This window comes from Clostridium sp. chh4-2 (genome assembly GCF_002899675.1).
In the GTDB taxonomy this organism is placed as follows: Bacteria; Bacillota; Clostridia; order Lachnospirales; family Lachnospiraceae; genus CHH4-2.
The window spans coordinates 41179-64194 of sequence record NZ_PKUU01000021.1 but is presented as its reverse complement, the minus strand read 5'-3'; the positions used below and the strand labels follow the sequence as shown (position 1 = coordinate 64194).

Here is a 23016-nt window from a genome sequence, read left to right as displayed (position 1 = left end):
ATACTATAAAGAAAAAAGGACAAGGTAAAAAATATGAAAATATGTTTAGATGCAGGTCATTTTGGCAAATACAATCAGAGCCCGGCAGACGGCCGTTATTATGAATCGGAAATCATGTGGAAACTTCATTTGCTGCAGAAAAAATATCTGGAGGAATATGGGATCGAAGTGATTTTAACGCGGGAGCATCAGGGGACGGACCGGGGGCTGTATGACCGAGGAACCCAGTCCAGGGGCTGCGATCTCTTCATATCGGACCACTCCAATGCGGTAGGCGGCACTGTGAACAATAAAGTGGATTATCCGGCCGCCTACTGTGCTATCGATGGAAGCGCCGACGGAATCGGAATGGCATTGGCTCAGTGCGTGGAAAATGTGATCGGCACCGTACAGAGCGCCCGCATCGAACACCGCCGGGGAGACCACGGGGATTACTACGGAGTTATAAGAGGCGCCACCGCTGTGGGCACGCCGGGACTGATCCTGGAACATTCCTTCCACACCAACGCAGAGATCGCCAAATGGCTGCTGAACGAATCCAACCTGGACGCCCTTGCGAAGGCAGAGGCGGACACCATTGCACTATATTATAATATAAATGAAATTCCAAAACGTTCCGGCTGGATGGAAGAAAACGGCGGCTGGCGTTTCTATCTGGGAGATACCGGCAACTATGTGACAAACGACTGGTATAAAGACGGTGACGATTGGTACTGGTTCGACGGAGCCGGAATGATGATCCATGACAACTGGAAAACCGGATCAGACGGAAAATGGTATTATCTGAAGCCCAATGGCGCAATGGCCCGAAACCAGTGGGTTGTCTGGAAAGATGAACTTTACCGTGTGACCGGAGACGGAAGCATGTTTGAAGGCGAAATTTGTTTGAAAACTGATGATAAAGGAGCTCTGAAACTGGGAAGACTAAAAAGAAAAGGAGTTTTTTCATGGATTCGCTAAGTCCCCAGCTATCAAGAGCAATTCTTCTGTTATATTTAAAATATTTACCCGCAATCTTATTTACCCGCTGGAAAGATAATTTGAAATCTTTATTTAACTGATTAAGATACGCCGGAAAGAAGGGGAAACCTGGGCGGGCGGCGGTAATCATAAGGAATAGGGGATTCGAGTTTCGACCCTAAGAGGTACTAAGGCCGCCAGAAACGGAAAAAGGCAGCGCGGCGCCCATTCGCGATGAACTCCTGATGACTTCATCACTCAAGGGGCGCCTCAAATACTGATTCGGAATCCAGTATTTGTCTGCCTTTTTCCGTTTCTGCCGGCCAAGTACCTCTAAGGGTCTGCAAACGATCCTCTATACCTTATGATTACCGCCGCCCACCCAGGTTTCCCCTTCTTTCCGGCTGTTGCTTGGCTAGCTGAGGAAAAAAGATTTGGTGGATGAGAGAGTAAGTTTTTACATCAAGGGTGAAGGGATTTTCGGAAATGCCTTGAGGATTTAATGTAAAGGGTGAAGGCATTTCGCAAAATCCCTTGAGGATCTATATAAAAGTGATTCTATATAAATACTAAGGCAAAATTAATGCTTTTAACCAGGCCAGCGAAAACCAGCACGGAAGCGGGAGGCGGAACCGGGAGTCCAAGGTCGGAGGGGCCGTCCGGGCCGGGGAAAGGAAGCTGCTGCCAAATGGGATCGTATGGAACCCCTGTAGAGCTACTTAGGTCCGTAAGGGCAGAACGAGGCAGGTAGAAACTGAATTCCGAATCAGGTTCTAAAGCGCCCTTGAGCAGCGAAGTCATAAAGAGTTCACTGCGAATGGCGCTGGCCTGCCTCGTTCTGTCCTTACGGGCCTTAGTAGCTCTTAGGGGCGAATCCCGAATCCCATTTGGCAGCATCTTCCTTCCCCCGGCCCGGACGGCCCCTCCGACCTTGGACTTCCGGTTCCGCCTCCCGCTTTCGGGCGTACCCTTCGGCAGCCAACCCAGTTAAATCCCAATTTCAGGTTTGGTCTTCGTAAGAATACTTGAGGAGATCGTACATTTCATCGGTGATTTCTGATTTTTGATCGTAAAAGTCCAGAAGACTGACCAGTTTCTCCGCATAATCAGATGGGACCGGAAGTTTGTCGATGGACTCGTGAAGGCAGCTTCGCATTTCGTCCAGAGTTTCTTTTTTCTGGGGAAGAGGAAGGCCGTAAATCTTGGAGAGCATACCGATTGTGGCGACTACCTCATATTTGGAAGTCAGCTGTGCGTGCTCAAAACGTGTCTTAATTTCTACTGCTTGTTTGTTGATTGAAAATACCATTTGCAATTCTCCTGTGATTGGTTAATTGTGTCGGATATATTATATAGCGGATTGGATACGTTTGCAAATTTTACCTGCATTATCCGCACAAAATAATTACCATTATTTACCAGTTAAATACCAAAATAAGGGGTGGTATATTTTAAAGTGCAGAGTATGCAGTGTAGAGTGCCGCGCAGTTTTATCATTTACATCAGCATGCATGAGGGAGGCGATTCCATGACGGATGAGGAGATTAAAAAGAGAATTCAGGAAGCATTTGGTTATAGTGAAGAACAGCTGCTTTTGGAATTCGAAAAAGCAAAAAAGGAAACAAAGGATAATGCGGCGGATAAAAAACTAGGTGGGAAGGGGGATTATCAGGCACTGAAAAGAAAAATCGAGGAATATAAAAAGGGGAAAAAAGATGAAGGTATGCGACGCAACAAGATTAAGGATTAAGGAACTGTGCAGAGAGAAGAATACAATCGAGTACATGTTGGTTTACCATTCAAATATGCCACCGTCCACGATAAAAAATATTCTGTATGGCCAGAGTAAAAATCCTGGAATTGTGACGATCCGGAAGATTTCAGAGTTTTTTGGGATCAGCATCCGGGAATTTTATAATTCTCCCGTATTTGATGATCTGGAACCGGAGGAATAGGAGAATACATAAAATAACTGACACATCTCATGTCTTTGTGATTTAAAACAAAAAGAAGTGATCAATGCCAATGACTGTAAACGTCTTGGTTTTGTGGGGGATGTGGATTTTGATATTCAGACAGGATGCATGTTAGCCATTATCGTCCCCGGTCCCGGCTGCTTCTGTGGGTTTTTGGGCAGGGAAAAGGAATATATCATTCCCTTCTGCGACATCTGCCAAATTGGGGAGGATATTATCTTAGTGGACGTAAAAAAGAAGGAAGTAGAGGAGAAATGTAAATTTTAATGCCGGATTAAACCAAAGAAACGAAGAAATTGCTTGCGATTCACAGGAGGCTAGGGTAAAATGTACATAATTAAAGTTACAGGAGGAGAAACCATGAAATGCCCATATTGTAATGAAGCGGATACGAAAGTAATCGATTCCCGCCCGGCAGATGACAACAGCTCGATCCGGCGCCGGCGTCAGTGCGAGAGCTGCGGCAAACGGTTTACCACATATGAAAAGCTGGAGACGATGCCGCTTATGGTGATAAAAAAAGACGATTCCAGAGAGGCGTATGACCGTTCCAAACTGGAGGCCGGAGTGATTCATTCCTGCCATAAACGTCCGGTTTCCACCCAGCAGATCGATTCCATGATCGACGAGATTGAGACACAGATCTTTAACATGGAAGAAAAAGAAGTGCCCACCTCCACCATTGGAGAGCTGGTGATGAAGAAACTTCAGCAGCTGGACGAAGTCGCTTACGTAAGGTTTGCATCTGTTTACCGTGAGTTTAAAGATGTGAATACCTTTATGGAAGAGATTGGAAAATTGTTAAAGAAATAAGGATATCCATGCTGAAACAATTTTATCCGAAAGAATATGTTGATTCCACGTATCAGATCCCATTTAAAGAATTTTATAAAAAGGGGATACGTGGAGTCATTTTTGATATTGATAATACGCTGGTGCCTCACGGGCTGCCGGCTGACAAACGGGCGTTAGAGCTGTTTTTGGAGCTCAGGGCCATCGGGCTTGATACGTGCCTGCTTTCCAATAACAAAGAGCCCAGGGTGGCGTCTTTTGCCAGGCAGGTGGACAGCAAATATATCTATAAATCGGGAAAGCCGTCTGTAAAGAATTATCTGAAAGCCATGGAGATGATGCATACGGACAAGCAGACCACATTATTTGTGGGAGACCAGCTTTTTACGGATGTGTATGGGGCTAACAGGGCCGGAATCTATGGCATTTTGGTGAAGCCCATTCATCCGAAAGAAGAGATTCAGATTGTGATGAAGAGAAAATTAGAAGCCGTTGTGCTTCATTTTTATAAAAAGGAAATGCAAAAAGGACAGGAACAACATGATTAACGGAAAGACAAATGTTTGCGGAGTGATCGCAAATCCGGTGGAGCATTCCATGTCGCCGGCAATGCAGAATTTATATGCAAAGAGGACAGGCGTAGATTTTGCATACCTGCCGTTTAAAGTGAAGGAAGAGGAACTGGAGGCAGCCATAAAGGGAGCGTACGCCCTGAATCTGGTGGGACTGAATGTTACGGTTCCCCATAAGCAGGCTGTGATGAAATATCTGGTGGAGATCGATAAAGACGCGGCCGCCATCGGAGCGGTTAATACGCTGGTCCGCACAGAAGGCGGATATAAAGGATATAATACGGATGCAGCAGGGCTTTTAAGGGCGATGAAGCAGTCGAATATCTCCATAAAAGGCGAAGACTGCATTCTGATCGGCGCAGGAGGCGCTGCCAAGGCGGCCGCCTACCTTCTGGCAAAGGAAGGGGCCAATGTGATTTATGTGCTGAACCGGAGCGCAGAGCGGGCGGAGGAACTGGCCGGGTATATCAACCGTTTGAGCGGCCGCACGGTGATGATTCCCATGGCAATTACGGATTATGGGCGGATTCCGGAGGGTTCCTATCTTGCGGTACAGTCCACCAGCGTGGGCATGCATCCCAACGTGGACGCGGCGCCGATTGAGGACAGAGAATTCTACCAGAAGATCCATACGGGCCTGGATATCATTTACACCCCCATGGAAACGAAATTTATGAAGTATGTGAAAGAAGCGGGGGGAAAGGCGGTCAATGGCCTGGATATGCTTCTGTATCAGGGAATCATTGCTTATGAACTGTGGAATCCGGACGCTTTGGTGGACGAAGCCACGGCGCGTGAAGCGAAAGCGCTGATGATGGAACGGCTGGGTGAAAAGCCGGAAATTAAGCGGGATCGAGGTTGAGATGAAGGATAATATCATACTAATCGGATTTATGGGAGCGGGAAAGACCAGCGTAGGCCAGGAACTCTCTTCCCGGTATGGGAAAATGCTGGTGGATACGGATTGTTTGATTGAGGAAAAAGCGGGAATGAGCATTTCCCGTATCTTTGCAGATAAGGGAGAAGCGTATTTCAGGCAGCTGGAAACAGAGGTGCTCACCGATCTTTTGGAACGGGCCGGCAGTACGGTTATCTCCGTGGGAGGCGGACTTCCCATGAGGGAGGAAAACAGAGCTATACTGCGGGAACTGGGAGAAGTGATATACCTTCAGGTGAAGCCGGAAACGGTTCTGGAACGGCTGAAAGGGGATACCACCAGACCTCTTCTGCAGGGAGATCATGTGGAACAAAAGGTAAAAGACCTGATGGATCTGAGAGGGCCGGTATATGAAGAGGCCGCTCACCGGATCGTCCGGGTGGATAAAAGAAGTTTAAAAGAAATCGCTGAAGAGATTTATGGATCAGGCGGTCAGGAATAGGGAGGCAGGATTATGAAGATACTAGTGCTAAACGGACCGAATATTAATTTTCTTGGAATCAGGGAAAAAGGCATCTACGGAACACAGGATTATGAATATCTGGTGACCATGCTGAATGAAAAAGCGGCAGAAGAGGGACATGAGATTGAGGTGTTCCAAAGCAATTATGAAGGGGCAATTATCGATAAAATTCAGGCTGCATATCACGACGGCACGGAGGGGATCATCATCAATCCGGGCGCATTTACCCACTACAGCTATGCGGTGAGAGACGCTTTGGCCTCCATCGAAATTCCAAAGGTGGAAGTACATATTTCAAATGTTCACAAGCGGGAGGAATTCCGTCATCTCTCCGTCACCGCTCCGGTCTGCACCGGGCAGGTTGTGGGCTTGGGACTGAAGGGATATGCTCTTGCAATGGATTATCTGACCAGCCTTACCTAGCCTGTATTTCAGCAGTCACATTCCCTGAAAGGCGGTAAAATAAAGGGCTGGAGACAGATATTTGCAAAAAGGTGTTGAAAATACGGATATTATAGTATAAAATAAGATGGATTAAGAGAAATTCAAGGAGGAATATCATTTATGATATCAGCGGGCGATTTTAAAAACGGCATTACATTAGAGATTGATGGAAACGTATTTCAGATTATGGAATTTCAGCATGTAAAACCAGGTAAAGGTGCTGCTTTCGTTAGAACTAAAATTAAAAATGTTATGAACGGCGGCGTTGTCGAGAAAACATTCCGTCCAACAGAGAAGTTCCCGGCAGCCAGAATTGACAGAGTGGACATGCAGTATTTATATGCTGACGGTGATTTATATCATTTTATGGATGTTAACACCTATGAGCAGGTTGCATTAAATGATGAAACAATCGGCGACGCACTGAAATTTGTAAAAGAGAACGAGATGTGCAAGGTTTGTTCATACAACGGAAACGTATTTTCTGTAGAGGCTCCTTTATTCGTAGAATTAGAGATCACCGATACAGAACCGGGCTTCAAAGGCGATACCGCACAGGGCGCTACAAAACCTGCTGTTGTTGAAACCGGCGCAACCGTATATGTACCACTGTTCGTAGACCAGGGCGATAGAATCAAAATCGACACACGTACAGGCGAATATTTATCCAGAGTTTAATTGCTGCTAAAATGTCCTTCATACGGGAATACTCCTGTGTGAGGGATTTTTTTATATCATAGGAAAGTGCCCCTATGATATAATAAAACCCTCCAAGAACATTGATTTTTTGAGGAAAATCCTTTATAATATAATTTTAGTCCGATAATTTTGAAAAGGAGACCAGGAAACGTGAAGAAGATTCTTGATTTGATAGTGGCAGAGATGAAACCAGCCTTTACCGGGTGCGGTTATGATGAATCTTATGCAAAAGTAACGTTGTCAAACCGTCCTGATTTATGCGAATACCAGTGTAACGGAGCTATGGCAGCTGCCAAAGTATATAAAAAGAAACCGATTGATATTGCCAACGAAGTGGTTGAGAAGCTGGCGGGAAGCGGGATGTTTGAAGAGGCGTCCGCGGTTATGCCGGGATTTATTAATTTGAAATTGAATGCCGGATATCTGGCTGACTATATGAATGAGATGGAGGGATCGGACAAGCTGGGTCTGGAATCCCCTCAGACCCCTGAGACGATTATTGTGGATTACGGCGGAGCCAACGTGGCAAAACCGCTTCACGTAGGCCATCTCCGCTCCGCTGTTATCGGTGAGAGCGTAAAGCGCATGGGCCGTTTTATCGGCCATAATGTGATCGGAGACGTTCATCTGGGCGACTGGGGCCTTCAGATGGGGCTTATCATAGAAGAGCTGAGAGACAGAAAGCCGGAGCTTGTTTATTTTGATGAAAGCTATACCGGGGAATTTCCTGAGGAACACCCGTTTACCATCGGAGAGCTGGAGGAGATCTATCCGGCGGCTAGCTTAAAATCCAAGTCGGACGAAGCGTTTAAGGAGAGGGCTCAGAATGCCACTTTCAAACTTCAGAACGGATATCCGCCTTATCATGCCATCTGGAAACACATTATGGCGGTGTCTTTAGCCGATTTAAAGAAGAACTACGGCAACTTAAATGTTACCTTTGATTTATGGAAGGGTGAAAGCGACGCCCAGCCGTATATCCCGGATCTGATTCAGGATCTGATCGATAAAGGTCTGGCTTATGAGAGCCAGGGCGCTTTGGTTGTGGACATAACGGAAGAAAGCGATCCCAAAGAGCTTCCTCCTTGTATCGTGCGCAAATCCGACGGGGCGGCACTGTATGCCACTTCCGATTTGGGAACCCTGATTGAACGGGAGAAGAACTTTAAACCGGACCGTTATATCTATATTGCGGATAAGAGGCAGGAACTTCATTTCACCCAGGTATTCCGCGTTGCCAAGAAGGCGGGCATCGTGTCCAAGGATACTCCTATGTCTTTCCTCGGGTTCGGAACCATGAACGGAAAAGACGGAAAGCCGTTTAAAACAAGGGACGGCGGAGTGATGCGTCTGGAGACTTTAATCGCCAATATCGACGAAGAAGTATTTAAGAGAATTATGGAAAACCGCACGGTTTCCGAAGAGGAAGCCAGAGAAACAGCGAAGATCGTAGGGCTGTCGGCGCTCAAGTACGGTGATTTATCCAACCAGGCGGCTAAGGATTATATCTTTGATATAGACCGTTTCATCTCATTTGAGGGAAATACGGGGCCGTATATTTTATATACCATCGTCCGCATTAATTCCATTTTATCCAAATATAATGAATTAGACGAAAAATATGAGGGCACGCCTGAGATTTTACCGGCTGTATCGGAAGCGGAAAAAGCGCTGATGATTGAATTAGCCAAGTACAATGAAGTGGTGGAAACCAGTTTTGCAGAGACTGCGCCGCATAAGATCTGCCAGTATATCTATGACTTATCCAATGCATTTAACCGTGTTTACCATGATACCAAGATTGTGTCAGAGAAAGATAAAAAACGGCAGGCAGGCCTGATTAAACTGATCAGCCTGACGAAAGCTGTTTTGAATGTTTGTATTGATTTGTTGGGCATCGAGGCGCCGGAGAGAATGTAGAATCTATGATTAATGTTTGTGAAATGACGGTTCGTACCTTTTGGAAGGGCGAGTCGGGAATCACCGGGACCGTGGAAGAAGACGGCCGGAAATATAGAACCAAATTAGAGATCAAGGGTAGACAGGTCAATGCCTACTCTTGTTCTTGTGCAAATGGAAATTCTTATAAGGGCATGTGCAGCCACTGCAGGGCCCTTTTTGCGTATTATGAAGGCCAGGCGGGAAAGGGAAGTGAAAAGACCGTCTATACTTCTCCGGAAGTCAGAACCATGATCCGGGAATATACCAACCGGGAAGTGACCCAGATTATCAGCGAAGGGGAATGCAGAAAGGTGGGATTTGAGCCCCGCCTCATTCTGGACCGGAAAGATGTGAAGGCGGAATTCCGCTTGGGAAGAGAACGTTTTTACATTGTAAAGGATCTGATCGCATTTACGGATGCCATGGCAAATGGCGCTTATGTGGAATACAGCAAAACCTTGTCCTTTCATCATAACCCGGATGTATTTGATGAGGCGGACCGGAAGATGGTGGAGTTGGTGACAGAGCTTGTAGGCGCTTATAAAGAGTGTTACGTCCAGTTTCAAAAAAGCGCGTATGCAACGATTCCAACCATCCGCCAGCTGAATTTAAGCAGGTCAAACCGGGACCGTTTTTTCGGCCTTTTGCTGGGAAGACGGCTGGAAGTGGAAGATGTGAGGGGAACGGGAAGAACCATGAAAGTTCTGGATCAGAACCCGGATCTGCAGATCTTTGTGAGAAAAGCGGGGAAGGACGGAATTAAGGTCTCTGTGGATAAAGAGATTTTCTGCTTTTTAGGAGAACGCCGTCTGTATATCGGCGAGAAGGATTCCCTTTATTGCTGTGATCAGGAATTTACCCATGCGGTCGGAGAATTTTTAATTCAGATCATCCAAAAAGATGTGAAAAGCCATGAAATCGAGTTAAATGATAAGGATGTGCCGTTGTTTTACGAAAGGATTCTGAAAAAGCTGGAACCTTACTGTGTGATTGACAGTGAAGGGGTGGATTTAGAAGCTTACCAGCCGGAAGAACTGAAGGCCAGATTTGAATTTGACAGCCCCGGCAGAAAGGAGCTTACGCTCCGTCCTGTTCTGAGCTACGGAGATTTTTCCTTTCATCCGGTGGACGATGAGAAAGTGCCGAGGGCGGTGTGCCGTGATGTTCCAGCCGAATACAGGATCAGCCAGCTGATCACGAAGTATTTTAAATACAAAGAACAGGATACGTCCAATCTGGTGATTAAGGACGACGAGGACACCATGTACCGGCTGCTGACCCATGGAATCGCGGAATTTGAAGCCCTGGGGAGCGTATACCTGTCGGACCGCTTTAAGGCGGTCAAGGTGATTCCTTCGCCCAATGTGTCCATCGGCGTCAATATGGCCGGAGACTGGCTGGAACTGACCATAGATGCAGGAGATATGAGCGGGGCGGAATTGAGCCGCATCCTTTCGGAATACAGCCAGAAAAAGCGGTATTTCCGTTTAAAGACCGGGGAATTTCTTCAGTTAGAGGATACCGGGCTGATGTCGGTGGCTCAGCTGTTAGAGGGGCTTCCGGTCAATAAAGCGGAGCTGCTGGATAAGAAGCTGCGCCTTCCGCGTTACCGCGCCTTCTATCTGGACAGCATTTTAAAGGAGAGCCAGGGGATCACATTTTACAGGGATAACCTGTTTAAAGCCGTTGTCCGTGGGATGAAATCCTTTGAAGACGGCGATTTTGAAGTACCTAAACCTCTGCAGTCTGTTTTGAGAGGGTATCAGAAAAAGGGATTTTTCTGGCTGAGAACCCTGGATGAATATGGATTCGGAGGGATTCTGGCGGATGATATGGGCCTTGGAAAAACGATCCAGATTATATCCATGCTTTTAGATGAATCTTACAAAGGAAGAAATGAGCTTTCCCTGATTGTCTGCCCCGCATCCCTTGTCTACAATTGGGAGTGTGAGTTCAAACAGTTTGCCCCTGAATTAAAGACGCTGCCTGTGACGGGAAATGCGGCTGAACGGGAGGAGAAACTGGCAGAAGCCGGGCAGTATGACGTTTTAATCACTTCCTATGATCTTCTGAAACGGGATATCCTTTTGTACCGGGAGCTGTCCTTCCGTTTTCAAATCATAGATGAAGCACAGTACATTAAAAATGCCAATACCCTCAGCGCAAAGGCGGTGAAGACGGTGCGGGCCAGAACGAAATTTGCGCTGACCGGCACGCCGATTGAAAACCGGCTGAGCGAGCTGTGGAGCATTTTTGATTATCTGATGCCCGGATTTTTGTTCAATTATGCCAGATTTAAAAAGGAATATGAGGTTCCTGTCATTAAAGAACAGGATGAGGATGCTCTGCGAAACCTGCACCGGATGATCGGACCGTTTGTGCTGAGACGTTTGAAGAAGGATGTGTTAAAGGATCTGCCGGATAAGCTGGAAACTGTGATCTATTCCGGTTTTGAGAAAGAGCAGAAAGATCTTTATACGGCGGCCGCCTATCAGCTGAAACAGCAGTTGGAGCAGCAGGAAGGCTCCTGGGGCGGCGATAAGATCCAGATTCTGTCACAGCTGACCCGTCTGCGTCAGATTTGCTGCGATCCGGCGCTTCATTTTGAGAATTATAAGGGCGGTTCTGCGAAACTGGACACCTGTATGGATCTGTTGGGCAATGGGGTGGCCGGAGGACATAAGATCCTATTATTCTCCCAATTTACGTCTATGCTGGAAATCATTGGAAAGAGACTGGTAAAAGAAGGGATTCCCTATTTTACTTTGACCGGTTCCACCAGCAAGGAAGAAAGACTTAAAATGGTAAATTCATTTCAAAATGATGAAACACCGGTATTTTTAATCTCTCTGAAGGCGGGGGGAACCGGGCTCAATCTGACTTCCGCCGATATGGTGATCCATTATGATCCGTGGTGGAACGTGGCGGCTCAGAACCAGGCCACAGACCGGACGCACCGGATCGGGCAGGAAAAACAGGTAACTGTCTTTAAACTGATTATGAAGGACACCATTGAAGAGAATATCCTGAGGCTTCAGGAGAGCAAACGGTATTTGGCGGAGCAGGTAATAGCCGGCGGAATGGTATCTCTCAGCAGTTTGACAAAAGAAGAGCTTATGAAAATCCTGTGATAATTCCGCTTTTCGATACCTGTACCGGCTTTTACATCGGAAGGCCGGACTGTTACAAAAATATTATAAAATTATAAAAGCACTTGCAAAAATCTGCAGGTGCTTTTATAATGGTTAACAGTTAATTAGTTAATTATTACCTAGTTAATTAAAAGGACAAGAGAAAGGCGGCGGCTGGATGAATCAATTTATAAAAGACTGGGATACTCCATATCATAAATTAATAGGGGAATATATCTATGGAAACCGTCTGCACAGAGCTGTGCTGGAACGCCATTTGAATAAAACGGGCGTTTACAGGAGCCAGCACCAGATCCTCATGTTTATATCCAGGACACCCAATTCTTCACAAAAGGATATTGCCAACACATTTCACGTATCCACTGCGACCATAGCGGTTTCGCTGAAAAAATTGGAAAAGGGCGGATATATTAAACGGATTGTGGATCAGGAGGATAACCGGTTTAATAAAATATGCATCACGGATAAAGGCAGCGAGATTGTGGAAAGCAGTAAGAAGTTTTTTCAGTTTGTGGAAGAGCAGATGTTCGCAGATTTTTCCCAGGAGGAGATGGAATGTTTATTGGGGCTTTTTAAACGTATGAATACGAACTTGCAGAAGCTGATGCCGGAGACAGAAAGAGAGGGACACAGATGAAACGCTATAAAAAATATGTAAAGCCATATTTAAGCGCCTTTATAATAGGGCCGCTTTTAATGCTGACTGAGGTGCTGGGAGAGATTATGCTTCCGAAACTGATGTCTTTAATTATCAACAATGGAGTGGCAGACCGTAATTATAAGTATATCATTGGAATCGGAATCCTGATGGTGTTTACCACATTTATCATGGCGGTCGGAGGGATCGGAGGGGCTTATTTTTCTTCAAAAGCCTCAATCTGTTTTACCAGTGATTTAAGAAATGATATTTTTACGAAAGTGCAGGGCTTTTCCTTCCAAAACATCGATAAATTCAGCACCGGTTCTCTGGTGACCCGTCTTACCAACGACATCCAGCAGGTTCAGAATGTGATGATGATGGGCCTGAGAATGATGCTGCGGGCGCCGGGAATGCTGGTAGGCGCGCTGATCATGGCATTTTTGATGAACGCACAGCTGGCAGTGGTCATTCTTGTTGTGATCCCGCTTCTGACAGCCGCGATCGCAGTGATTTTGAAAACAGCGTTTCCGCGTTTTGAGATCATGCAGAAGAAGATTGACCGCTTAAATTCCGGCATTCAGGAGATGCTTACCAACGTCAGAGTAATTAAATCCTTTGTTCGTGAAGACTATGAGGAAGAGAAGTTTAAAGCCACCAATGAAGATTTAAAACAGAGCAGTTTAAATGCGATGAAGATTGTTATCGCCACAATGCCTGTTATGATGCTGGCTATGAATATCACAACTCTGGCTGTCGTTTGGTACGGAGGAAATATTATTATCGCCGGGGGAATGAAAGTGGGAGATCTGACCGCATTTACCACCTATATTGTCCAGATTCTGATGTCGCTTATGATGCTTTCCATGGTCTTTTTACAGAGTTCCCGTGCCATGGCGTCCATAAAGCGTGTGAATGAAGTGATGGATACGGAAGTGGATTTAACGGATGAATCCGCCTCCAGAAAAGATGCTTTGGTAGAACATGGTAAGGTGGAATTTAAGGACGTCAGCTTCCGCTACGGCCATGAAGACGAGGGAATGGTTTTGGAACATATCAGCTTTACCGCAAAGCCGGGGCAGACCATCGGCATTATCGGAGCGACGGGAAGCGGAAAAACCAGCCTTGTACAGATGATTCCCAGACTTTACGATGCCACCGAAGGCCAGGTTTTAGTGGACGGGATCGATGTAAGGGATTATTCCCTGAGAAATTTAAGAGAAGGTGTGGGCATGGTTCTTCAGAAAAATGTGCTTTTTTCCGGAACGATTGAGGAAAATCTCCGGTGGGGCGATGAAAATGCCTCCTTTGAAGAGGTGAGAGCCATTGCGGACAGCGCCCAGGCGGATGGATTTGTAAATGCATTTCCTGACGGATATCAGACAGAGATGGGCCAGGGCGGCGTCAATGTTTCCGGCGGACAAAAGCAGAGGCTTTGTATCGCCCGCGCTCTTTTAAAACGGCCTAAAATCCTGATTCTGGATGACAGCACCAGCGCGGTGGATACTGCGACAGAAGCGAAGATACGGGAATGCTTCCAGACTACATTAAAAGATACGACGAAATTTATCATAGCACAGAGAATCGGATCTGTGGAAGGAGCCGACCAGATTATCGTAATCGACGACGGAAAGATCATCGGCATCGGCAGCCATGAAGAACTGATGGCGGGATGCGAGGCATATCAGGAGATCTACTATTCACAGCGTGACAGGGAAAGCGAGGCGAGTGCTTAATGGACAGACAACAGAAGATTGAAAGCCTGAAACGCAGATATGGAAGATATTCGGCTCCGGCGCCGAAACGAGGACCTATGGGCGGCGGCCCTGCGGCGAGACGGGCGGCTTCAGCTGACGGGCGGAAACCGAGCCAGACCAGGGACACCGTAAAGCGCCTTTTGGCTTATCTGGATGAGGATAAACCGATGATGGTGTTGGCATTTATCTGCGTCATTGTCAATACGTTTGGAAGTCTGGCGGGAGCCTATATGCTCCGCCCGATTATCAATACCTATATCGCCCCTCCGGGAGGAAAAGGAGATCCGGCCGGTTTAGCCAGAGCTCTTGTGGTGATGGGGGCCGTTTACATTATCGGCGTTGCGGCCAACTATGCCCAGGCCAAAGTGATGCTGACCGTGGCTCAGAACGCTTTGCAGAAGATCCGAAACGATCTGTTTACCAGGATGCAGAAGCTGCCGATCCGGTATTATGACACGCATAACAACGGAGATTTGATGAGCCGTTATACCAATGACGTGGACACCATCGGACAGATGCTGAGCAGCACGTTGGTACAGCTGTTTTCCGGCGCTCTCAGCATTATCGGAACGTTGGGGCTGATGATTTATACCAATATCTACCTCACGGTGATCACTGTGGTGATGATTCCGCTGATGATGAAGGCCGGCGGCGCGGTGGCGAGAAGAAGCCAGAAGTATTTCTCAGCCCAGCAGGCATCTCTTGGCGCGGTTAACGGTTATATAGAAGAAACTATTACCGGGCAAAAAGTTGTCAAGGTATTCTGCCATGAGGATATGGCCATTGAAGAATTTTCGATTTTAAATGAAGATTTGAGAAACAACCAGATACGCGCCCAGTTTTTCGGCGGCATCATGGGGCCCGTGATGGGCAATTTAAGCCAGATGAATTATGCGTTTACGGCCTGTATCGGCGGACTTTTATGCGTGTTTAAGAATTTTGACGTGGGCGGACTGACCGTATTTTTGAACTTTTCCAGACAGTTCAGCCGTCCGATCAATGAGATCTCCATGCAGATCAGCAACGTGTTTTCCGCTCTGGCAGGTGCAGAACGTGTATTCTCCGTTATGGATGCGGAACCGGAGCCTGTGGATGACAAGGACGCGGTAACCCTTCATCCCATGCAGGGCGATGTGAAATTCGATCATGTGACATTTGGATATGTGCCTGAAAAGACTATCTTAAAGGATATCAGCCTGTATGCAAAGCCGGGACAGAAGATCGCTTTCGTAGGTTCTACCGGAGCGGGCAAAACCACGATCACCAATCTGCTGAACCGTTTCTACGATATCCAGTCGGGAACCATCACCATTGACGGCGTGAATATCGAACATATGAGAAGAGATGAACTGCGGCGCAATATCGCCATGGTTCTTCAGGATACCCACTTATTCACCGGAACCGTGATGGAAAATATCCGTTACGGACGGCTGGACGCCACCGACGACGAAGTGATCCAGGCAGCCAAGACAGCTTCCGCCCATTCCTTCATCATGCGTCTGCCCCATGGATATGACACCATGCTGGAAGGCGACGGAGCAAATCTGAGCCAGGGCCAGAGACAGCTTTTAAATATCGCCAGAGCCGCCATCTCCAAAGCGCCGATTCTGATCCTGGATGAGGCCACAAGCTCCGTAGATACCAGAACCGAGAAACACATCGAACACGGCATGGACCGCCTGATGGCCGACAGAACCACATTGGTGATCGCCCACCGCCTCTCCACCGTAAGAAATGCCAACGCCATCATGGTGCTGGAAAACGGACAGATTATCGAAAGAGGTAGCCACGACGATCTCGTTGCTCTAAAAGGCCGCTATTACGAACTTTACACCGGCCTGTCCGAATTGGATTAAGATTGCTATTTAACTGAGTTGGCGGAGGGTACGCCCGGAATCGTGAAAAGGAACCGGAAGCCAAAGGTCGGAGGAGCCGTCCGGGCCGGGGAAGGAAGATGCAGCCAGTTGGGATTCGGGATTCGCCCCTAAGAACTACTAAGACCCGTAAGGACAGAACGAGGCAGGCCAGCGCCATTCGCAGTGAACTCTTTATGACTTCGCTGCTCAGCGGCGCTTTAGAAACTGATCTGGAATTCAGTTTCTACCTGCCTCGTTCTGCCCTTACGGGACTAAGTAGTTCTACAGGGGTTCCATACGATCCCAACTGGCTGCATCTTCCTTCCCCGGCCCGGACGGCCCCTCCGACCTTTGGCTTCCGGTTCCTTCTCACGATTCCGGGCTGGTTTTCGCTAGCCTGGTTAAAAACAATGTTATTGTATTGGGATTTGTATAGAAGCCAATTTACATAGATCGCTAAGGGATTTTCAGAAACGACTTCAGGTTTTACTTTAAACGTTAAGGCATTTCGCAAAATGACCTCACCCTTTACATTAAATGGTGAAGGCATTTCTGAAAAAGACTTCACGGTTGATGTAAAAACTACTCCCTTCACCAAATCTTTTTTCCTTAGCTAGCCAAGCAACAGCCGGAAAGAAGGGGGAACCTGGGCGGGCGGGAGAACTGATGAGACATAGGGGATCGTTTGCAGACCCTTAGAGGTACTTGGTCGGCAGGAACGGAAAAAGGCAGACAAATACTGAATTCCGAATCGGTATTTGAGGTGCCCCTTGAACGATGAAGTCATCAGGAGTTCATCGTGAATGGGCACCGCTCTGCCTTTTTCCGTTTCTGCTGGCCTTAGTACCTCTTAGGGTCGAAACTCGAATCCCCTATGTCTCATCAGTTCTCCCGCCCGCCCAGGTTCCCCCTTCTTTCCGGCGTACCTTCCGCCAACTAAATAAAGATTTAAGTGAAGTCGCGGACGATTTTTATGTATTCTTGGGCGTGATAGGGGATGTAGCTGCCTTTTCGGTAGGCGGCTACGAAGTCTACGGTGGTGCATGGATTTCCTACGGAGAAGACTACCGGGTTTTTGTCAAACTGAATATGCTTTAGGTGGCTTTCGCTGACAAAGCAGATTCCTCTTCCCACAGAAGCCAAAAGGCAGGAAGCCTGGATGTTTCTGGTGACAAGCATGATCTTGGGATCGAATTCGTATTCCTGGAACAGGGAATTTTCGATCTGGCGGGTACGCTGGTCCGGGAGCTGTAGGATGAAACGCTCGTTTTTTAGGAGAGACAGATCGATCCAGGGATATTTACAGCCCATTTTTGGGGTGCCGGTTTTAGCTAAGGGATGGTCTGCGGAAAGAACCAGAAGAATCTCTTCGTGGCTGATGATCTCGTAGCTGATATCCGGGCTTCTGGTGGGCAGGTTAAAGAAAGCTAAGTCGGTTTCCCCGGTCAGGAGCCGGTCTTCCAGTTCCATGGAGTTGCCTTCGTAGATGGACAGTTCCACATGAGGGTACAGGCTTTGGAAGATGGGCAGGGTGCAGGGCATCATATAGGTGCCTCTCATGACGGGAAATGCCACCTTCAGCACGCCCACATTGGAATTGATGATATCGTTCATCTCGTGATCCAGCTCATTTTTTAATTTTAGTATTTCCATGGCTTTTGCGACGTAGCGTTCTCCGGCATAGGTTAGGATAAATTTATTGCCCATCCGTTTGAAAAGTTTTTGATTCAGCTCTTTTTCCAGCTTCTGTAAAAATTTGGTCAGAGTGGGCTGGCTGATGTAAAGAGAATTAGCCGCTTTCGTTATATTTTGATATTTGGCGATAGCCAGAATATAAGACATATCTTTAAAATCCATAAAAGTCCCCCCTTTTCCCATATCTTATCATAAGTAGGCCATAAAAACTATAATAATTATTCCTAAAGGCTATAATGGTTTCGAAATAACCGTCAAATCATTCTTTTTAGCTATTGTTTAAATAAAAAATATGAATTTTACAAATGGTAAATACAGGATTATAATCGTATTATCAGACAAAGAGAAGGTTAATTAAGGAGGAGTAGAAATGGGGAAGAAATTAAAAGCATTGATCTGTCTGGGGATCTTAACCATCATGGCGGCGCTTGGACTTACGGGATGTGCGTCATCACAGACTACCACGTTTCCTAAGCGTCCGATTGAAATGGTAATTCCATTCGGAGCGGGCGGGGCCAGCGATATTTTCGCCAGACGATATGCGGATATTGTAAAAGATTATCTGGGAGTTCCGGTGACTTGCGTGAACAAATCGGCAGCCGGAACGGTTGAAGGAATGGCTTATACGGCCAGCCAGCCGTCGGACGGCTATCTGGTTCTGGAGATAACCCCTTCCGTATTGATTAAAGATGTAACAGGTGAATTTCCGTTCAAAGAGCATTTTGACCCGTTAATCAAGGTACAGAATGACTTGATGGCATTTGGTGTGGCGGCGGACAGTCCGTTCAATACCATGGAAGAATTGATTGCCTATGCGAAAGAGCATCCGGGCGAATTAAAGATCGGCGGTTTGAGCCCGGGCGGTCTGGATGATTACATAGCCAACGGATTTGCTTTGGACGCAGGATTTGAATGGACGTATGTTCCTTATAAATCAGGTTCAGAAGTGAAGGCCGCAGTTTTGGGCGGTGAGCTGGATGTATATCAGGATAAACTTTCATCCTTCCTTCCGTTAGTGGAGTCAGGAGATATCAAGGCTTTAGTTGTTTTAAATGATAAGCCGGTGGATACTCCGCTTCTTGAAGGTGTGCCTTGTTCCGAAGATCTTGGAGTTGATTTTACCCAGGGTTCCTGGAGAGGTTTCTGTGTGGCAAAGGGCGTGCCTGAAGATGTGAAACAGGTGCTGATAAAAGCATTTAACGATGCTTATAAAGATCCGAGATATGCGGCTTTGGAAGAAGAGATGATGACCAATTTAAGCAATGGTTATATGGATCCGGAGCAGTATGGACAGTCTTGGAATGAAGAAAGCACCAGCCTGCATGATACGTTTAAACAGATGGGACTTTTAGATGAGAATGACCAGCTGGTAGCATCCGATATCAGCGGTGATGTATTAGGAGATATGGGATTCCCGATGTTCGTTATCGGACTTGGAATCATCATGCTGGTTATCATTTTCTTCCAGTCTCTGAAAAAAGCGGGCAGTGTGAAAGCAGTATTTGCATTTGGAAAACCGGAATCCGGCATGCTCAGCACGATTATTATGCTGGGAGCTTATGTGGCATCCATGAACTATATAGGATTTGCAGTATCCACCTTCCTATTTTCATTCCTGAATGCAAGGCTGATGGGATATAAGAATTATAAGGTACTGGCCATATTTACCGTGATCTTTACGGTTCTGGTCGTGTTGATCTTTGGTAAGGTATTCTATGTACCGCTGCCAAGAGGCTTGGGCTTCTTCAGAAATCTGAGCTATTACGTATATTAGGAGGTGTATGTATGAATCCAACAGCAATCATAGAAGCATGTTTACAGGTTTTCACGCCATTGAATCTTGTATTTGTAGTAGCCGGCGTTATGTTCGGTATGGTCTGCGGCGCACTTCCGGGACTTAGTTCTTCCATGGCAATTGTTTTGATGCTGCCATTTACCTATACGATGACACCTGTCAGCGCCATCGTTATGCTGGTAGCCGTATACGTAGGCGGTGCCTGCGGCGGAAGTATCAGCGCGATCCTTTTAAAAACACCGGGAACTCCTGAGGCTGTGGCGACCACATTTGACGGTTATCCCATGGCTCAGAAGGGAAAAGCGGGCAGAGCGCTGGGAGTTTCCGTGTCGGCTTCCTCAGTGGGCGGCATCATGTCGGCCATCGCGATGCTGATCTGCGCACCTCTTTTGGCAATGCTTGCATTGAAATTCCAGAGTGCGGAATATTTTGCACTGGGACTTTTAGGACTTAGCTGTATCACCAGTATCGGAGCGAAGAATCAGACGAAAGCCTTATTCTCAGTCTGCATCGGCCTGCTCTTATCCACTGTAGGAATCGATGCGATCAACGGCGCATACCGTTTTACATTCGATCAGGTATTCTTATTAAACGGAATTGATTACATTCCTGTTATGATCGGTTCCTTTGCATTGACAGAAGTTTATAAGAATGCAGCTGAATATAAAAACCGCGATACTACCACAGTAGCGGACAGTAAAAAGATATCTTTAGAGACTTTAAAGTTAAAAGAAATAGCTCATATGTGGAGCGTTCTGCTGAAATCTTCCATTATTGGAACAATCATCGGTATCATTCCTGCAGCGGGCGGTTCTATCGCATCATTAGTGAGCTATGGAGTGGCAGCCAAATCCAGCAAGCATCCGGAGGAATTCGGTAAAGGATGTGACGAAGGAATTGCAGCTCCTGAATGTGCCAACAATGCGGCGATCGGCGGAAGCCTTGTTCCAACCATGGTACTTGGAATTCCGGGAAGCCCTACAGCAGCAATTATTATGGCGGCATTTATGATCCACAACCTGACGCCCGGACCTTTATTAATCAGAAACCAGCCGGTACTTTTAAATGCGATTTTCCTCGGCATTGTGCTTGCATCCCTGCTTCTTTTCGTAGTGGGAAGATTTATCACAAAACAGTTTGCACAGATTTTAAAACTGCCTTATCCGCTGCTTGGAACCGTTATTGCAGCTCTTGGTACGGTAGGTGCATATTCTCTGCACAACAGTTTTTATGACGTGCTCATTATGTTCGGTTTCAGCTTTATCGGAATTTTATTTAACAAGTTTAACTATTCAAACCCGGCTATGATCCTGGGCTTGATTTTAGGAAGTATTGTTGAGAATAACCTGAGAAAACAGTTGATTCTGTCAGGCGGAAGTGCAGCATCTTTCTTTACCAGACCATTGGCCCTTGTTATTATCGTTGTGGCAGTGATCGCATTTGCATCTCCGCTGATTCAGGGATTGAAAGATAAAAAGACGGGAAAGGCAGGAGCGTAATATGGTATCAAAACAGATGGTTCCCTGTACGATTATGAGGGGAGGCACCAGCAAAGGCTTATTCTTTATGGAAAAAGACCTTCCCCCGGCAGGGGAGGAGAGAGACCGGATTTTGATGGAAGTGATGGGAAGTCCGGACAAAAAACAGATCGACGGTCTTGGAGGGGCGGCGTCCGTTACCAGCAAAGTGGCGATTATCTCCGTGTCAGAGCGCGAGGACGCGGATGTGGATTATACCTTCGCCCAGGTATCCGTGGATAAACCACTTGTCAGCTATAAAGGAAACTGCGGCAATATCTCGTCCGCAGTGGGGCCTTATGCGATCGAAAAAGGTCTGGTTAAGATCACCGGACCCGTCACAAAAGTGAGAATTTATAATACCAATACGGATAAGGTTATCGTGTCTGAAGTCCGCACAAAGGGCGGAGCGGTGAACTATCAGGGAGAGCTGGCAATCGCCGGAGTTCCCAAGACAGCGGCTCCCATTAAACTGAACTTTGTAAATCCTGCAGGTTCCGTAACGGGAAAACTTCTGCCAACCGGCCATGCCAGCGAACGCATTGAAGTGCCGGGATTAGGAGAAGTGGAAATCTCGATTGTGGATGCTGCGAATCCTCTGGTATTTGTGAAAGCGGAGGATTTGGGATTAAAGGGGACGGAACTTCCTGCCGAGTTAGATCAGGACGAAGAGATGCTAAACCGGCTGGAGACCGTGCGCGGCATGGCGGCTGTGAAGCTGGGACTGATTGACGATTATAAAAAATCGGCATGGGAGACGCCCGGAGTTCCTAAGATGACATTTGTGTCGAAAGCGGCTGATTATAAGACGGCCGGAGATACGGAGATAAAAGCGGACCAGATTGACCTTGTATCCAGAATGATGTCCATGCAGAAGACGCATCCTACTTATGCCATGACAGGAGCGATGTGCACTGTGGCGGCGGCTGTGATTCCGGGAAGCGTGGTAAACCAGGTATTAGACGAGAATGCGGACCCTTCCTATATAAGGATCGGCCATCCCGGCGGAATCCTGGATGCAGGCGCGGATTACCGGGTGGAAGAGAGCGGAGAGGTTACGATTCAGCAGACATACGGATTCCGCACGGCCAACTTTTTAATGGATGGTATGGCATATTATAACGGAAAATAGGATTGGAATAAAAGGTTAGAAAAGGAAAAACAGTATAGGCGGAATTGGAGATAATAGAAATATTAACCTCCGATTCCGCTTTTTTGACTGTAATTCTGCCTGAATTGGTTTACAAACTCAGAGCCGAATTTAATAAAAACTGAAGAATTAATGAATTCTTTCTGTTATATAAATATCAATATGGATTGGCAGACCGCGGCTGACAGGAAAAATAGTTAAAAGAGACTGTACGAGGAACGTATCATAGAAAAATAAATGACAGCGGCAGTTTTCCGCTGTAAACTATTAATGCGTTGTATGATGAATTTTAAAGCCTGTCAGGGAAAAGGGGCGGTGATGGAGGCACATCGGTTATCAATTGCAGAACCGTTCCATAGTTAAAAAAATATGCATGAATCATTTATTCAAATTTCTAATAAAAGAAAAGCGAAATAGTGATAAAACTACTAGACACACCTGCAATATTTTCCATAAAACACCTGATCTTTGTTAAAAAAACTACGAAAAAATATATGTAAAAAATGATGAGAACAGGGGATAATTTCCTCTGTTCTTTGGCGTTTCTCACATATTAATTTTAAATTGTATTTTTGTGAAAACATGAAACTATTGACATGTTTTGACATCGTTTTTTTTTTGTCAGGAATTATTGGAAAAAATACAAAATCAGTTGGTCAATTTCCTGGAAAGA

The 23016-nt window shown here is 46.4% G+C and carries 21 protein-coding genes; 18 read left to right on the top strand and 3 right to left on the bottom strand.

Translation table 11 applies throughout. From position 1 onward, the window contains the following. Positions 1-33 precede the first annotated feature (33 nt). Entirely contained in the window at positions 34-960 is a 927-nt protein-coding gene (locus C0033_RS19745; RefSeq protein WP_103229624.1) for an N-acetylmuramoyl-L-alanine amidase, read from the top strand. Between the two features lie 1000 nt (positions 961-1960). Here the strand turns inward: C0033_RS19745 and C0033_RS19735 are convergent. After that, positions 1961-2269 (bottom strand): DUF3837 family protein, encoded by a 309-nt coding sequence (locus tag C0033_RS19735; RefSeq protein ID WP_103229622.1) that lies wholly within the window; start codon positions 2267-2269, stop codon positions 1961-1963. A 219-nt stretch (positions 2270-2488) separates the two neighbouring features. Between C0033_RS19735 and C0033_RS19730 the strand changes: the two genes are divergently transcribed. From C0033_RS19730 to C0033_RS19665, 14 genes are all read left to right on the top strand, one after another. Beyond that, a complete protein-coding gene (locus C0033_RS19730; RefSeq protein WP_103229621.1) occupies positions 2489-2710 on the top strand; it encodes a hypothetical protein in 222 nt (73 codons plus the stop codon). Beyond that, entirely contained in the window at positions 2676-2915 is a 240-nt protein-coding gene (locus C0033_RS19725; protein ID WP_103229620.1) for a helix-turn-helix transcriptional regulator, read from the top strand. Before C0033_RS19730 ends, C0033_RS19725 begins: the two co-directional genes overlap by 35 nt. Positions 2916-2939: 24 nt before the next feature. Next, a complete protein-coding gene (locus C0033_RS19720) occupies positions 2940-3203 on the top strand; it encodes a YlmC/YmxH family sporulation protein (protein WP_103229619.1) in 264 nt (87 codons plus the stop codon). A 93-nt stretch (positions 3204-3296) separates the two neighbouring features. Then, positions 3297-3749, top strand: a complete 453-nt coding sequence (gene nrdR, locus C0033_RS19715; protein ID WP_103229680.1) for a transcriptional regulator NrdR — start codon at positions 3297-3299, stop codon at positions 3747-3749. 8 nt (positions 3750-3757) lie between these two features. Further along, positions 3758-4276 carry a YqeG family HAD IIIA-type phosphatase gene (locus C0033_RS19710; protein ID WP_103229618.1) on the top strand — a complete coding sequence of 173 codons (519 nt, stop codon included), beginning with the start codon at positions 3758-3760 and terminating at the stop codon, positions 4274-4276. Further along, positions 4269-5162, top strand: coding sequence for a shikimate dehydrogenase (gene aroE / locus C0033_RS19705; RefSeq protein WP_103229617.1), 894 nt, complete (start codon positions 4269-4271; stop codon positions 5160-5162). The genes C0033_RS19710 and aroE overlap by 8 nt, the downstream gene beginning before the upstream one ends. After that, the gene (locus C0033_RS19700) at positions 5128-5679 is read left to right on the top strand and encodes a shikimate kinase (protein WP_242984558.1); all 552 of its coding nucleotides are present in this window, start codon (positions 5128-5130) and stop codon (positions 5677-5679) included. Before aroE ends, C0033_RS19700 begins: the two co-directional genes overlap by 35 nt. 12 nt (positions 5680-5691) lie before the next feature. Continuing rightward, a complete protein-coding gene (gene aroQ, locus C0033_RS19695; protein ID WP_103229615.1) occupies positions 5692-6123 on the top strand; it encodes a type II 3-dehydroquinate dehydratase in 432 nt (143 codons plus the stop codon). Positions 6124-6264: 141 nt separating this feature from the next. Next, on the top strand, positions 6265-6822 hold the full coding sequence (gene efp / locus C0033_RS19690) for an elongation factor P (RefSeq protein WP_103229614.1): 558 nt from the start codon (positions 6265-6267) through the stop codon (positions 6820-6822). Positions 6823-6993: 171 nt separating this feature from the next. Continuing rightward, positions 6994-8763: an arginine--tRNA ligase gene (gene argS, locus C0033_RS19685; protein ID WP_103229613.1), complete on the top strand. Its 1770-nt coding sequence runs from the start codon at positions 6994-6996 to the stop codon at positions 8761-8763. Positions 8764-8768: 5 nt separating this feature from the next. Then, positions 8769-11915: a DEAD/DEAH box helicase gene (locus C0033_RS19680; protein ID WP_103229612.1), complete on the top strand. Its 3147-nt coding sequence runs from the start codon at positions 8769-8771 to the stop codon at positions 11913-11915. A 178-nt stretch (positions 11916-12093) separates the two neighbouring features. Next, a complete protein-coding gene (locus tag C0033_RS19675) occupies positions 12094-12573 on the top strand; it encodes a MarR family transcriptional regulator (RefSeq protein WP_103229611.1) in 480 nt (159 codons plus the stop codon). Next, positions 12570-14309, top strand: a complete 1740-nt coding sequence (locus C0033_RS19670) for an ABC transporter ATP-binding protein (RefSeq protein ID WP_103229610.1) — start codon at positions 12570-12572, stop codon at positions 14307-14309. Before C0033_RS19675 ends, C0033_RS19670 begins: the two co-directional genes overlap by 4 nt. Next, positions 14309-16186: an ABC transporter ATP-binding protein gene (locus C0033_RS19665; protein ID WP_103229609.1), complete on the top strand. Its 1878-nt coding sequence runs from the start codon at positions 14309-14311 to the stop codon at positions 16184-16186. The genes C0033_RS19670 and C0033_RS19665 overlap by 1 nt, the downstream gene beginning before the upstream one ends. A gap of 244 nt (positions 16187-16430) precedes the next feature. Here the strand turns inward: C0033_RS19665 and C0033_RS19660 are convergent, their stop codons facing one another. Continuing rightward, the gene (locus tag C0033_RS19660; RefSeq protein ID WP_146043796.1) at positions 16431-16784 is read right to left on the bottom strand and encodes a hypothetical protein; all 354 of its coding nucleotides are present in this window, start codon (positions 16782-16784) and stop codon (positions 16431-16433) included. 350 nt (positions 16785-17134) lie between these two features. Then, positions 17135-18043 carry a LysR family transcriptional regulator gene (locus tag C0033_RS19655; RefSeq protein ID WP_103229607.1) on the bottom strand — a complete coding sequence of 303 codons (909 nt, stop codon included), beginning with the start codon at positions 18041-18043 and terminating at the stop codon, positions 17135-17137. Between the two features lie 208 nt (positions 18044-18251). On the opposite strand from C0033_RS19655, the gene C0033_RS19650 reads away from it, so the two are divergent. Genes C0033_RS19650 through C0033_RS19640 form a run of 3 tightly spaced genes read left to right on the top strand, consistent with a single transcriptional unit; the run spans position 18252 to position 22325 of the window. Further along, a complete protein-coding gene (locus C0033_RS19650; RefSeq protein WP_103229606.1) occupies positions 18252-19655 on the top strand; it encodes a tripartite tricarboxylate transporter substrate-binding protein in 1404 nt (467 codons plus the stop codon). Positions 19656-19666: 11 nt separating this feature from the next. Next, positions 19667-21175, top strand: coding sequence for a tripartite tricarboxylate transporter permease (locus tag C0033_RS19645; RefSeq protein WP_103229605.1), 1509 nt, complete (start codon positions 19667-19669; stop codon positions 21173-21175). 1 nt (position 21176) lies between these two features. Next, on the top strand, positions 21177-22325 hold the full coding sequence (locus C0033_RS19640; protein ID WP_103229604.1) for a PrpF domain-containing protein: 1149 nt from the start codon (positions 21177-21179) through the stop codon (positions 22323-22325). Positions 22326-23016: the final 691 nt, after the last annotated feature.